8 protein-coding genes are annotated in these 15,241 nt (G+C 49.2%); all 8 read right to left on the reverse strand.

The window, feature by feature from the left end:
* Positions 1-492: 492 nt before the first annotated feature.
* Positions 493-1,815: a hypothetical protein gene (locus ACSTTG_RS08285; RefSeq protein WP_438474439.1), complete on the reverse strand. Its 1,323-nt coding sequence runs from the start codon at positions 1,813-1,815 to the stop codon at positions 493-495.
* Between the two features lie 299 nt (positions 1,816-2,114).
* Positions 2,115-3,122, reverse strand: coding sequence for a LacI family DNA-binding transcriptional regulator (locus ACSTTG_RS08290; protein WP_438474440.1), 1,008 nt, complete (start codon positions 3,120-3,122; stop codon positions 2,115-2,117).
* A gap of 173 nt (positions 3,123-3,295) precedes the next feature.
* Positions 3,296-4,570, reverse strand: coding sequence for an ABC transporter substrate-binding protein (locus ACSTTG_RS08295; protein ID WP_438474441.1), 1,275 nt, complete (start codon positions 4,568-4,570; stop codon positions 3,296-3,298).
* A 10-nt stretch (positions 4,571-4,580) separates the two neighbouring features.
* Complete coding sequence (locus ACSTTG_RS08300; RefSeq protein ID WP_438474442.1) at positions 4,581-6,554, reverse strand: HAMP domain-containing methyl-accepting chemotaxis protein; 1,974 nt, start codon at positions 6,552-6,554, stop codon at positions 4,581-4,583.
* A gap of 128 nt (positions 6,555-6,682) precedes the next feature.
* On the reverse strand, positions 6,683-9,736 hold the full coding sequence (locus tag ACSTTG_RS08305) for a glycoside hydrolase 5 family protein (RefSeq protein WP_438474443.1): 3,054 nt from the start codon (positions 9,734-9,736) through the stop codon (positions 6,683-6,685).
* A 25-nt stretch (positions 9,737-9,761) separates the two neighbouring features.
* Positions 9,762-11,057, reverse strand: coding sequence for a carbohydrate porin (locus ACSTTG_RS08310; protein ID WP_438474444.1), 1,296 nt, complete (start codon positions 11,055-11,057; stop codon positions 9,762-9,764).
* A 64-nt stretch (positions 11,058-11,121) separates the two neighbouring features.
* Complete coding sequence (locus tag ACSTTG_RS08315) at positions 11,122-13,308, reverse strand: CBM35 domain-containing protein (RefSeq protein ID WP_438474445.1); 2,187 nt, start codon at positions 13,306-13,308, stop codon at positions 11,122-11,124.
* Between the two features lie 435 nt (positions 13,309-13,743).
* Positions 13,744-15,174 (reverse strand): glycoside hydrolase 5 family protein, encoded by a 1,431-nt coding sequence (locus ACSTTG_RS08320; protein WP_438474447.1) that lies wholly within the window; start codon positions 15,172-15,174, stop codon positions 13,744-13,746.
* Between the last annotated feature and the right edge of the window lie 67 nt (positions 15,175-15,241).

A 15,241-nucleotide genomic window follows, 5' to 3' on the forward strand; every position in this document is an offset into this window, starting at 1 on the left:
CTCCGATAAGTACGACACGCTATTGCCCTAGCCTTTTCGTGGCGTGTTTTGCAAATTCAACACCGGCAATAACCTTTTAAATCAAAGCAATATGGGAATATCTTGTGACTTGTAGTGTCCTGTGAGCAAAACTCAAGCACTGTCACTTATAAATCCACACAAATATTAACGTTACGATTTTTAATATATCAGATTACTCGACTCTCACAATAGGGCCACGTTGACTAAAACCATCATAAACACCATTTGAGATCTAGCTTAAGCTATTGTTTATAATAATTTTATATAGATAATAATCATACTAAATTTGATTGTGTTATTTTGCTATTCTTGTGGTTCTAATCACATAAAAACCCACAAACGTAACGATACGATTTGTCGATTTTGAGGAGCCTGTGAGTACCCTATAACTCGATAGCAACGGAAAGATTGCCTAAAGGGAAACCACAAAGAGCATCCAATAGGCCCCCTTCTCATCGATTAGAACTAGATCTAGTTATTTTGAAACCTTAGTCGCCGCTGATGTTCCCTCTCACACGCTTCTTGCCAGTCTTTTTCGCAATCATAAATGAGAGGCATACCATCGACCAACTCTGAGAACGGTCGATATGCCATGCCTTGCTTGGCTTTCGCTCGCTCAATGAAAGGACTTACCCTTCGGTAAATCAGGGTGGCTGTGACAGCTGCAACTAGGGTGAGGGTGGCACCAAAAGCAAACAGCAATTGTACTAAGTACCAGTGCTCGAGGAAATATTCGGCTTTTTCTGAGCCTAAAATAAGCGGAACACTGACAAGTAAGCCTGTTAAGCCATATATGAGTGCACCCTCTGGTAAACCCCACATTGCGTAGGGAGCTATCTGATACTCCTTCGCAGCGTCAAAATGGTTTTGAATGAACACGATTTTGTGGCAGCCTGCGTCCGAGGCACAAAAGCCAAATTCGATGGTTTGGCCAACCTTCAGACCTTTAGGCGGGACAACCGAGGGAAATCTAAACGAATCCATTTCCCAGCGGAAAGCTTTCGGGTCAATATCGATATTATGAAACCAGATCTCAGCGCCAAAAATACCTCGTACTCTCCCTTTTGCGAGCACAACAGAACGGCCAGGGGTGTTAGCACAGCTCACTTTATAAGTGCAAGAGCGCAAGACTTGTCGCGTTACCCACCACACTTGTACTGAGAGGGGGATGAACATGATGCTGATAATTGCAAAGAGGGAGAAAACTGGCTCTTGGCTGCCCATAAAGTAATACAATCCTATTGACATCGAGCAAAACGTAAGGACTAACCCGGTATTCTCTGTATAACTCAAGTTGCGATTTTCATATTCTAACTGGTACCGTTCTATATCTGTAATCGGCCGCTGGCCATGAATTTCAATATTCAGCGCTTTGGACTTACCTAGGGGAGCAAAACGTGCGTCCCACTCAGCACCATAGCGTTCCTCAATGCTATGCCCATTGATAGACAGGACATAGGCACGGTTTCTGTAAACAACAACTTCAGCGATGTTGTCTTCTTCATCAGAAAAGAGGTCCGTCATACAATGGCTCGCCAGCTTTATGTTACCTAGCATTGGCTGTGAGGCATTGCGGCCATATTTGACCTCCCTAGCTGGTCCAGAAATCACATAGACAGTTTGACAAGGAACGCGTTTTTTGTGTGCGAGATAAAGTAGCTGTCGCTCTTTTTCAGATATGGGGCGCCCTTTGGTAAGGGTAAGGTCTGCAAGTCGCTCACGATTTAACATGGCGGAATTAGCCCAGCTAAAGAGGACAAGGAAGCTAATGATAAGGATGAAGGTGGTCAGCACAGATGAGGGCTCTTGTTAAGGCAAAGGTTTGGTATTTTGAAACCGTTGGAGCAAAACCTATAGGGGCTTGTTTGCTCAGTAATACAAGACGACCATTTTTTCCAAATATTCAATCACATGACAACACGTGTTCATATCTTTGAATAAGCTAGTGAATTAGGCTCATCGACTCGAGGCTTGTTATTTTGCTGCATAGCTATCTCAGGACTGTACTTGTGTACCGTTTTACTATCTCTCCTCTCACCAAATCTAAAATAGGCGTAGCTCTGCCATCGGTGTAATGACAGAGCTAAGGACGTTCATGAGCGATCGTAAAAAGTGGTTTTTTCGATAATCTGAAGCTCGCGAGCTGGGGTTCCTTGTATGCGTTTTATCAAAGCATCAATCAATTTACGGCCAATCTCATGAAAATCTTGGCGATAGCCTGAGATCGGTGGTGAGAAGTAACTTGGAAAATCACAGGTCTCAATCAACACCACATCGATATCTTCACCGACTTTTTTACCCGCATCTTGAATGCCAGCGATAATGCCACAGGCATTAATCTCAGAGCTACAGATCACGCCATCGATGCCTTCATCAGACATAGCGAGCTCTTTGCCTAATTGGCGATAGTTGACCGTATCAGACTCAAAGATCACATTTTTCTTCAAATCGAAGTCTAGCCCATGCTCCATTGCAGCACGGCGCGCACCATAGTATTTGTGCCACACATAGGTGTACTCTTCAGAACCACACAAAAGGCGAAGATTAGTGCGCTTTTTGCCAATCAGATGTGACGCCGCGTTATAGATGGTCTCGCGGTTATCAACATCGACAAACGCATGTTCAATGCTCATCTCAGTCTGACCAAAGGTTACAAACGGGACTTCATTGTCATGCAAGAAGCTGATCCGCTCGTCTTGAGTTTTGGTCATATTAAGGATCATTCCCCCGCACAGGTTGTTCTCCACGGCGTACTTCACCTGATCGAGCGGATTCTCATCCGGGCGCACAGGCAGAACCGTCAACTGATACGGGGTATTTTTGATCGCGGATTCAAAGCCCTCAACCAAAGCCAAGGCACCGATATCACCAACAATATCACCCGGCTTGGTCACCGGTATTACTGCACAGATGTTGTAATTGATCCCTGTCCTTAACCCAACACCAGAAGGGTTAGGTCGATAGCCGAGCTTCTTAGCGGCGGCTTTAACAATCTCTTTAGTTGGGGCCTTTACATCATCCCCATCTTTGAGCGCGCGCGAGACTGTCGTCACTGACAATCCTGTGTATTCTGCGATAGTTTTTAATGTAGCTCTGGACATAATTACTTTTCTTACTGCTATACGTAACGTTTCGATTATAAGCCAATTTAATCATGAACGTTACAAATTTATTTATATAATTCAGTGGTTATCATCACATTGTCCAACCATCGAACTTGTGCCATTGTCAAATCCGACAGTGCATAAATTACAACGTTATCATTAATTTGCACTTATTCGCACAACGTATTGGTCACCGCCGCTGTGCTGGCTTTTGCTTGGGGTGGATACCATTGATTGAGGCCTGCTTGCAGTGATTGAGTCGCTTCAGTTGGAGTCATCTGCTGAGACAAGACAGCGCGACTAACCTCTGAGACATGATCGTTAAAGTTAGGCGTACCGCGAGACAGAATTTGTGTCGTCGCCCTGATGCTCACATCACAATCAATGCGCCAACTCGCCATGGTTTGAGCAATCGGGTCATCGAGCTCAATAAAGTGATTGGAAAGCGAGAAGAAACCTGGCTCAGATTGGGCAAACAAACTGGCAAACTCCTTAGTCGTCATCCAGCGCAGGAGCTTTTCTGCATGCTCACGGTTAGGGCTGGCGCGATTGATGGCAATGCCTTTATCGGTGTGATCAGTGATGTAGCACTGTTGATTGCCATCAGGCACTGGGGCTCGGAACACACCCAGCTCAACTTCATCGCGCAGATTAACAATCTCCCATGAGCCACCCGGCGCGATTGCGGCATCGCCTTGCTTGAACAATTGCCATGCATCCTCATAGCCGCGCTCTACATAACCCTCACCCATATAATCAGCCCAACGAGCTAAATGCTCGAATGCGCGCTGAAAAGGCTGGCTATCAATTCGCGTCTCGCCCTCAAGCAGAGCCACCCGTCCATCCTCGCCATGCCAGTAATTTGGGCCAATATTCTGCCAACCCAGTTCTGATACCGCCCAAGCGTCCTTGGCGCCAAAGGCCATCGGTGTATAGTGCCCTTGTTCCTCAACCCGCTGTAATAACTTGAAGAATTCGTGCTCCGTTTGTGGCTCCTTGAGTCCCAGCTCATTAAAGATCTGCTTGTTATAGAAAAAACCGTGGATCACTGAGCCTAACGGTAAACAAAAGGTTTGTGCCCCGGAGTCGGTTTGCCAGGCGGCGAGTGCAAAACTTGGAAAATTTTCAATCCCATCAAGCTCGGTGATCTCCTCAAGGTAACCTTGCTCAAACCAATTCAGTGCCGAGTCAAAGGGACGGCACATGATCAGATCGCTGGCTTGATTATTCTTTAAGCGCTCACTCTGCTCTTCAATATAAGACCAGCTGTCCATCTGCCTAACCACCAACTTTATTTCTGGGTAACGCTGTTCAAAGGCAGGAATGATGGTGGATTGCCACAGGGTTATTTCATCCCCCCATGTATCAATTACAATTTGGGTAGCACTCGCTGCAAAGCTCAGGCTCGTGCTCGCAAGTAGCAACATTCGAGTCCATAGTGTCATGCTGTTTCCTCTAGATCTTAAAACGATTAACTAATTGTTGCTGCTGCTGGGCAAGCCCTGTCAGCACCTCACTACTTTGGGCACTATCATGGGCCGTGGTCTCAGTTTGCTTGGCAACCGAGAGTATTGAGTGAATGCTGCTCGATATCTCACTGCTGGCCAGCAGTTGTTGCTGTGAAGCCTGATTGATATGGTCAGCGATATCCGAGACCACCTCCATTCGCTGGCTCAATTCAGCCAGTGAGGACTCCGCGCTGATGGTTTCTGCAACACTCCCCTTGGTCAAGTGGGCACTTTGGTTCATGTTCAATTTAATCTGCTCAGAGCAACGATTAAGCTCAGTCACCATGCCCTGAATAATGTCCGTCGACGACTGAGTGCGATTAGCCAGTCCGCGTACCTCATCCGCCACCACAGCAAACCCGCGACCGGCATCACCGGCACGTGCCGCCTCGATTGCCGCGTTGAGCGCCAATAGATTGGTTTGCTCTGCAATACCGTTGATCATGCCAAGTACATCACCAATCTTGTCGGTGGTTTCCGCCAGACTTTGCGCAGCGGTTACCGACTCGCTCATGCTGGTCGAGAGCTGTTCTATAGATTGACGATTTTGTCGCACCACTTGATTACCCTGCGCGACCACAGTGTGTAGCGATGCGATATCCTCCAGTGCTTGCTGGGTCTGACCTTGCACCTGGTTGGCACTCTGTTCAAGCTCGGTAATGGCAGTAGCGATGGTATCGGTCAATTGGCGCTGCTGACCGACGCGAGACAAGGTGCCCTCACTGATTTTGGTTGCCGTCTCTGCCTCGTTGACCAAATGAGAGCTGGAGTCTGTGATCTGCACTAATAGCTGCGATAGCGACTCTGCCAGTTGGTCCACCCCACGCGCTAAAGTGCCGAGCTCATTATTGGCACGGTAGTTTGAGCGAGCAGATAGATCGCCCTTAGCCATCGCAGAGAGAATGGGCAGTATGGTTTTCAGTGGCGTTTGAATACTCTTCGAAACCGTGTGAGCGGTGAGTAAGGCAATAACGGTAGACAACAATGCGGTAATAAGGCTGGAGGCATTCGCGCTGCCCACCACCTGCGTCACCTGCTGTTGGCTTAATGTTGATGCCTCCAGGCTCATCTCCACCAGCTGATCGCTTGCATAACTTATCTCAGCTAATTTCGTGTTACTCACATGCTCTAGTTGGCTCAGCTGAGCCTCTTGATTTCGCTTCTGAGTGATGGCTTCTATCAAGCCTTGCTCGGATAAGACAACCTGCTCAAGCTGACTTAAGTTGCGGCTAAAACGCTGTTTGACATCCTGCTCAATCGCTAGATTGGCCAAGTGCTGTGTCGCCATCAAGATATCATTGGCAAAGGTTTCGGCTAACGGCAATAAATCTGTCACCTGGTCAAGGCGACGCAACGATTTAAGGTCGCGCTTAATCCCACTGGTGATCATCTCGGCACGGTTTTGTAGCGAACGGCTACGCATAGAACGTTGAATCAACAAATCAGCAGAGCGACCATAGTTATCCTCAAGACGCAAAAACTCATCTTCTAGCTTTGACTCTTGCAGTCTTAAGCTGACGATATCGGTTTGGGTTGAGATCATCGTTTGGATCAACGAGAAGTAGTCTTGTACTGACTGGTTGAGCTGCTCCAATACCTGCTGCTCATGGGTTGTGACCGCTAGAAGCTGGTAACGCCCCAGCGCATCATCATACGCCTGCTGGCGCTCTTGGATCTGCTCTTTAAGAGCATCTCGGTGGATTTGCTCATCACTGAGCTTGTAGTTTAGAAATCGGCTCTCTACCCCCAGGATCACCAACTGAATATCTCTCGCGGTCAGTTGCATCGGTGCGGTGCGACTCACCACTTGCTCGAAGCCGCTTTCCATTCTCGACATGTTGAAATAATTTATCGCCACTACACCGAGCAACAACATCACAACAATGGCAAACCCTAGCTTAATCCGTCTGACTATCGACATCTTACCCCCTTTCAGACGCTGGTTATCATGCGATGGTGATAGCGAGAAAACTCTCCTCACCACTCTTGTTATAAAAAGGGCAGCCCAAAAGGACTGCCCTTTTGCTTAAGGCAAATCGCCGTTAAGAATTAGCGATATTCCGCTTTAAACAAGGTCACGGCCTGATACTCCGCATTCCCCCATTCGCCACCAGGGTGGGTATTCGCAGGAAAACGGTACTCGATATTGTCGTAGTGCTCATCAGCCAGGCTAACTTGATAGATGACGCGGTCATACCAACCACCTGCGTTATCAATCTCATAGCTGGTCTGAAGCTGTATGGCATTATCTGCGTCATCGCCATTCCACGCCCAGATTTCAAACAAGCCAAAATGCTCAGAGCCTTCCAGTGCATCATCGGTATGTAAGTCAGTGTGGTAATACGTGACAAGCTCTAAGGTATTCACCGGACTGTTAAGCTGATAACCAACCTTCGCATTACCCTCGCCATAGCCATACTGACGGGTTAGCAGATTGGCCGCATCGTGGAATATCCAGCTATCACCTCCAGTCTCTTTGATAAATAAGTGGTCTTCATCGTGATAAGACACTAGCGACAGATCTTGATAACGATCCTCAACCACAACGCCAACTGGTGGCACATCCGGGTCGGTCGGACCACCCTCACGAGAAATCGTCAGCTGACCCAGTTGCGGAGCCCACTCATCACCGGTTGTGATAGGGAACTCGATTTCCAGATAGTGATATCCCCCTTCAAGATCAATCTCAGCGTTGTAAGCCACTCGCGTATAGTCAGACCAACCGTTGTGGTAGATGTCTTTATCTAGGCCCACTACCTTCGCATCCGTCCCCTCAGCATCTTTCGCCACGGTAATCGTAAATTGCTCACCATCAACGGTCTTGTTCTGGAAGTAGGACACTAACGCGAGGCTTGTTAGCGGCGACTCAAACAGGTACGACACGGTTGAGTTGGCCTGCGAATAACGCTTCACTCGCGAGGTATCGTCATAGAAAAGATCACTGTTGCCAGTATCAATCGCAAGGTTATCGTCGTCATAGTCATGCATGTAATCGAAGTTAACAAAGTTATCGCTAAACTCAATCTCAGGGTAATCAGGCACCTCATCGACCGTGATTTCCACTGGCTCTGATGGGTAACTACAGCCTGAAACATTGCACGCTGTCACGCGGTACTCGTAAGTTTCACCCAGCTCAGCACTGTAGTCACCAAACAGCAGTTGATAAGGGAAGCCATCAACGGTGATAAAGTTATCTGAATTGGTGCTGCCAGTGACGATATCCGAGCCAACTTCTTGCCAGCTGCCACCAATAGTGCGTCGCTCAACATTGTAGGTTTGCGCATTCGTGACACCTTGCCAGCGAATGTCACCGACGTTTTCAATCGGTAGCATCACTGGGTCACCATTAGGTGCTGGCAGCTCTGGACGGTTGGAGCCGTCGATGGCATAGGCATTAGTCCAGACTAAGTCGATGATCTGCTGCTCATCATAACCGGCGTTGTCTGCAAAGCCCGGCCAGTGGTACGCCATAAAGCCATGGCCCTCATCGTGATTTAAGTAACCACCGTTAGCCGCTTGCTGACGCAGGCTCCAAAGCATGATGCCCATCGCGCCACTGTCCACCACACTATCTACTACATCGGTCAACTTATCGGTTGACGCTAGTCCAACCTCACCAACGAAGAAGGGCTTGATAGCACCAAAGTTATTCCAATCACGCATAAAGCGCTCGGCATAGTTATCGGTATTATCTTGGTTTGCCCAGTAGTAGTGATTAGACAAGATATCGACATTCGGGTTCATCGCTGAGGCCGTCGACACCATGCCGTATTGCCCATCCATTAGTAGGTGCTTACTATCAATGGACTTAATGTAGGCCGACATCTCTTTTGTCCACGCATCCGGCACATCCATCAGCTCATTACCGGTTTCCCAAGCCAGAATAGCCGGATCATCCTTATAGGCCACACCCGAGATGGTGTTGACGCGATTGAGGATGTAGCTGACCATGCGCTTGTAATCAGCCTTCACCTTCGCATTGGTATAAAAGCCCGCTTTGCTCACGCCGCGGTTATTCGCCAGTTGCTCAATGCCACCCCACCAGTCCCAGAAATCAATCAGAGGCACAATCAAGCGCACGCCGTGCTGGTTGGCGAGATCTAGCATTAAGTCAAAGTCTTGCCACAACTCTTCGTTAAACTCCAGTGCACCGTTTGGTGCAAAACTGACGTGATATGGCCCTTCAAAGCGATCATTCTCAATCGATGGCACATAGGTACGCGTCACCTTGCCACCCATGGCATTGATGGTCTTAAGTGCATCCTCTATCTCAAACGGATCAACTCGCTGCCAAGGACGCTCTTTAACGAACAAGTTAGGGATATTGAAGGACACAAAACGGAACTCTTGCGCACCCTCATAAAGCTTAGTGCTGTCACTGGCGTTGCGACTCACCGCGTTGCCATCACCACGAGTAATGTAGTGCTGGAAGTTATTGTGGGTCGCATCAGCAATCTCATCCGAGACCTCGAGCTCGCCATGGCCTCCGCCAATCACGCGGGCCTGACCGAGCACATTATCACTGGCCAGCGAGTCATCGGGATCGTAACCAAAGCTGAGTTGACCAATCTGCGGTGTGGCCGGTTTTGTTTGCCCGTCAACCAGATAATCTAGGTTAGGGAAAGTGATGCGCACGTGGTCAAATCCATCGCCGTTGACGATCGCTGAGCCAAACATTTTTGATAGCCACCAGTTAGGGCTTTCGCCATGGTTTTGGAAGAAGTAATTGACCTTCTGATAGTCGACGCCGTTTTTCGACACCTCAATGCGAAACTCTTTCTTATTGACGATGCCGTAATCGTAGTAGGCGGTAAGGTCGATATTCCGCAAATGCCCAGGTACGATATACTCAATAAATTTTTCGCCATCACTGGTGCGCGCGATGCGGTGGTCATCCCAGAAATACTCTTCAGAATTATCTGAGGCGATGATCAGGTCAAGCGAGTGACGAGCCATATCACTGAATTGCAGTGAAGCCGCTTCCACTACGCGTGGCTCGCTCTCGGCTTCATCAGTGGCATTACAGCCAATCGTCAATAGGATTGGGCAAGCCAACAGCGCCAGCTTAAGGTTACGATTAAGGGTATTAATTTTAATAGTCATAGTCTGTGTCCTTTACTGGCGTGGGTTACCACCAAGCTTCCATGGTGAATCCGGCTAAGATCTCATCGGTGTTGCGGGTTCTAAACGCACTTGGCGCGATTGGGTTACCGTAGTTCCAGTCGACGTTTTGCCACTGCTCACTCTGCTCGACATAGCTGATGGCAAAGCGGAAGATAGGTCGCGCCCAGAAGCCAAATTCAGGTTGAATTTGCTGTGCGATGGTGGCCTTAAAGGTCTTGTTTGCGGTGTCATCAAACGCCTGCGCGTCGGCTTGGTCATAACCAAACTGGAAGACCGTGCTGTGCACATCGGTCCAGCCGTATGATGGCATCACCGAGGCTGAATACCAGGTGCGGCCAAATTCGTTATCCAGATCAAGGTCTTCAAAAGCCAGTGTCCAGTTGATACGCCAGCGCTCATGCGGCCAGATTTCGCCATCATAGAACACGCTATAGCTTTGTCCTTTATGCTCCAGACCAAAGAAATGCGAGTTCTGCACCCCTAAGCCATCTTTCATCCCTGAAGCCAGCGCATCCTGACCGTATTGAAGGGTTAAGACGTTATAGCCTTTTGACCAGAAATGGGTGTTTTGCAGCGTGAGTAGCAAGCCCGTATCGGCAATATCGACACCAGATGGTGTATCTTCACTGGTTGGACTAAACAGATAATTAACCCCTAGAGAGACCGCCGGCAAGGCATTGAAAGGCTTATAGTCGTGCAATCTGAAATCGAGTCCCAGTGGGGCAAGCTTGACGTTATCGCCGTCGACTGTCGGCTGTGCATAGGTGTTTTCAAGGTATTGCACGGCAATATCGACGTTCTCGCCAAACACTGGCACCTGCTCAAGGCCGATACCCCACTCATGGTTATACCAATACTTGAGATCAATCTGGAACATCTCGTGCTTGATATCTACGCGGCGGCCAGCCCAAATACGAGTTTCCGGGGTGGATTCGAAAATGCCGCGCGCACCGACATACGCTTCTTGAGTGACAATATTACTCCAATCAGCCGTGTCGTTGCCCAACTGCCAACTGACATCAATCTCTTTGATACCATCGTTGTAAATCTCGCCACGTAGGCCCATTTCCATCCAGTTGGTCTCATTACCCACGCGGAAGTTGCCCAGTCCGCCGTTGGTGGAAACGCCCTCTTGGAGACGACCTGAGCCTTCACCGCGCTCATTGTTGTCGGTATAGATCCCACCTAGGTTAAGATAACCGATAAATTCAGCATTGACGCCCGCGCTAAGCGCCGGTGTTGAGACGAGTAAACCTGCTACTGCCAGTGACACTGCAGCAGCCGTAGAATGAATTTTCATTGTTAAACCTCTTTGTTGACAGGTGGCGCTGCGCGTTGGCTAAACACCACCTGATAGCGAGAACTTAGAATTGGCTGCTGACCTGAATGCCCTTGACGAACATGTAGCCGTAGTCCCCTGGCAGCTTGGCAAACTTGATCTTGTTGCGACCTTGCTTAAGGTGCACGACCACGCTTTTTATCTCGCCTGCCTCATCCGTTTCCGGGAAGTCCACTTTGTAGACTCTATTGTTAGCGACGATGGAGTTAACCTTACCGCCCCATTTACCACTAAAGTGAACATTCACGGTGAACTCACCATTCCAAGGGGCATCCACCGTCCAAGTGGCGCTATCCCCTTCCCCAGCAAACGGCCCATGGAAACCCGCATCGTCGGTGTAAGAGACAAACTCGGCAGAGCGATCAAGGCCAATCTTGGCCACGTTCATATCCAGCAGGTCCGTCTCAAAATCACAGAAGTTATCCACTGGAGCGTTAATGGTTTTGTGTACCGTCACAGGCAGGCGTTTTTTCGCCTTATCAGCTGTATCGTCAGCCATCAATTCGAATTCATAATTACCCGGCTTGGTAAAGCCCACTCGCGTGTTAAGCGAGTCTGGATTACAAATGATCGCGCCGTTAACTGGACCTGAAACCTGACTCCACTGTGTGGTGATCCCCTGACCTGGGATGCCGTCATCGCTAACATCAGCGCGCAGAATCGCAGCTCGGTACTGACGAGTTTGCAGCGTATCATTGATAAAGCTGATCACCGGCTCGCGATTACGCTGAGTAAAGCGCACCGACTCAACATTGGATGGTTCAGAAGCGCCAGATTCATTCTTCGCTACCACGCGATAGAAGTAGGTTTGTCCCGGCATCAACGAGTTGTAATCATCGGCGTACAAGTCCATCGTCGCTGGGTCCCAGCGGTTGTGACCGTCGGACACATCATTGGCAACCGTTGTCCACGGACCTTGCTCTGAAGTGGCACGCTGGATATCGTAGTAACGACCAACCGGTGAGCCCATCCAGTTGATCTTAAATGGGTTCTCAATTTCTCTTAGCTTAGGAGGCTCAGGTACTGGCAGAGGCGGCACGCTATCGAGACCCGCCATACGCGCAGCAGCAGCACGAACCGATTCCACCACTTCCATCTCACTATTATCTGCGCCTTCAACCGGGAAGCCCGGCAAGTGGTAGCTGTAAACCCCGGTGTGCTCTTTATGCCAATAGAAGCCACCATCATGGCGATGACCACGTGAGCCCCAGACAAATCCGCCAACCGAGTAGTGACCATCCACTTCAACATCGGCAATCGCATCCATCAGCTCGGTGATCTCATGCAGCGGCGTTAAGCCAAACTCACCAACAAAATACGGCTTTTGTCCCCCTACCTTGGCAAGGTCACGTTTAAGCACGTCCACCAAAGGCTCACCGGTAAATTTGTACAGGTGGTTGCTGATGATATCGACATTTGGATCACTGATGGCGTAATCATTAATGCGCTTGAATGTGCCGTCCATCACCAGTTGATTCGGCGCGTGTTGCTTAATCCATGCGGCGGTCTCGGCAAGAAACTCAGGGTTGGTTCCCTCTAGCTCATTACCCGTTTCCCACGACATAATCGCTTTTTCTTCAAAGTAGTGACGGCCTGTGATGGTGTTTTTGCGCGTCACTAACTGACGAATAATGTCTTTGTAAGCAGCGTAGGTCTTGCTTGATGTATCGTAAAGGGCGGTTTCCCCTTCACCATAAAACGCCGCGAGATCTTTATGACCGCCCCACCAGCCCCACTCATCAACAAATGGGATGATCAAGCGCAGGCCGTGTTTATCCGATAACGCAATCATGTTGTCGTAGATGCGCATCGCCTCTTCATTGAGTACCGGCATGCCATTGGGGGTTTCTGGTGGCAAAATGTGCGCCGGACGCTCATCACACGCCGCATCAGTTGGGCGCTGCACCGCGAGTACATAGATACGCTGGACTTTGGCACCCGTTCTGACTTGAGCCTTGATCCAGCTCTCTTGCTCTTCAGCGGTAGGGTATTGTTGATAAGAGCCGCCATCGTCTGGGCAGATCCCGCGTACATCATCTTGAATCATGTGCAGCTCAGGGGTATGGATACCCGCAAAGCGTAGTACCTGATCGCCATCGATCAGCTGCGATCCAGAGCGAGTAACAAAGTGTTCAAAACTTAATGATTCAGAGGCAAGAACCGGCTGGGAGAGCCCAGCCAAGATAGCCATAGTGATTATTCTTCTCTTCATATAGAATTCACTTAACTTATTTAGTGTATTTAACGTTGTGATCCATATTCCTTTTGGATCAAACAGACTTACTTGCTAATTAATTAAGGCCTTACAGTGACTCAACTATTGATACTGAGCCAAACCACATGACAAATGATAACGTTACGATTTACTTTCAACCAGTGATGAAGTCTATTTGTGTGATGCCTAAACTCCCCTCTTTTGATAAATGAGATTAAAGTCACTATCTTTTGCTTGTCTTGACCATAACGTTACGATTTTATTGACGTTCGTGCTCGCGTCTCAACCACAAGTACAGGTCAATGGCTCTTGTTTGCTTTGCTTGTGGCGTACCATTAAATGCCTGAGCAACCGGGACCCTCTCTCTGTTCGGCCAAAATAACGTTATAAAAAAACACCGACCTGAAGGCCGGTGTTTAACAGCAAACTCATTTATTCAACGTCAATCCCAACGATATTCGATGGTTGCGAGCGCCCAGACTCGTTAATCGCATAAGCGCGATAATAGTAACGTCCAGGCGTGGTACAAACGGCTTCATCGGCAAACAATGACATGGTGTCGGGATCCCACTGGTTTACGCCATCGGAGATCTGCTTACCAATCAACTGCCACGGGCCCTGCTCACTGGTCGCACGCTCAATGTCGTAATAGCGTCCTACCGGTGCCCCCATCCAGTTGATATCCAGCACCGAATCACTCTCGAGCATCAGCGGTGCATCTGGAATTGGCAATGGAGGGACTTCGCTAAGGCCTGCCATCCGGGCCGCTGCTTGGCGCATCACATCCACCACGGCCATCTCATCGTTATCAGCGCCCTCCTCAGGAAAGCCTGGCAGGTGGTAGCTGAAGGTGCCTGTGTGCTCTTTGTGCCAGTAGAAGCCACCATCACGGCGATGTCCACGACCGCCCCAGATCAGGCCCCCCACCGCTTGATGGCCATCCACCGACAGATCGGTAATCGCGTCCATGACCTCGGTGATCTGCTCAGCCGACACCAAGCCAAATTCCCCCACATAGTAAGGCTTGCGCCCTGCCACTTGGCGCAGGTTATTCTCCAGTGTGGTCACGAGTGGTTCATCGGTGAACTGATATAAGTGATTGCTGATCACATCCACATTGTCATCGCTGATGGCATAGTCGTTAACGGTTTTAAAGCTGCCGTCCATCACCAACTGATTAGGAGCAAGCTGTTTGATCCATGCCGCGGTTTGGGTGAGAAATTCTGGATTGGTTCCATCGAGCTCATTGCCGGTTTCCCAGCACATGATCGCTTTCTCTTCAAAGTAGTAACGCCCGGTGAGGGTGTTTTTACGCGTGATCACCTGCTCAATAACACTTTTATAGGCTTGGAATGCCTTGCTTGAGACATCGTAGACCGCGTCTTCAGTTTCGCCATAAAACGCCGCCAGCTCTCGGCGTCCGCCCCACCAATGCCAGTGATCAATAAATGGCAAGATCAGACGCAGCTGATACTGATCGGATAGAGCAATCATTCTGTCATATACCACCATCGCCTCTTCATTCAGGCTTGGCATACCGCCTGCTTCCTTTGGCGCAAGGATATGAGTCAGCGGGCGATCCTCTGGTGTATCGGTTGAGTTGACGTTTTCAATCGATAGAACATAGGTGCGCTGGGCACGTGTGCCTATCTGCACCTGAGCTTTAATCCAGTTCTCTTGCTCCTCTGCCGTCGGAAGTTTGAAGTACAGTGCGCCACTCGGCGTCTGCCCGCGCACATCGTCTTCAATCATGTGCAGCTCTGGAGTGTGAATACCGGCAAAGCGAAACGCTTGCTCACCATCGAACAGCTGTGAGCCAGCACGGGTGATAAAGTGGTCGAAATTACTTGTCGTTTGTTCCATGTTCTATCTCTAAACAGCTTTTAGAATGGCGCCAACCTTAGATGACGCCAGATTGATTTACCGTCAC

Origin of the sequence: Vibrio glycogenivorans (assembly GCF_051660965.1) — a bacterium.
Classification (GTDB): domain Bacteria; phylum Pseudomonadota; class Gammaproteobacteria; order Enterobacterales; family Vibrionaceae; genus Vibrio.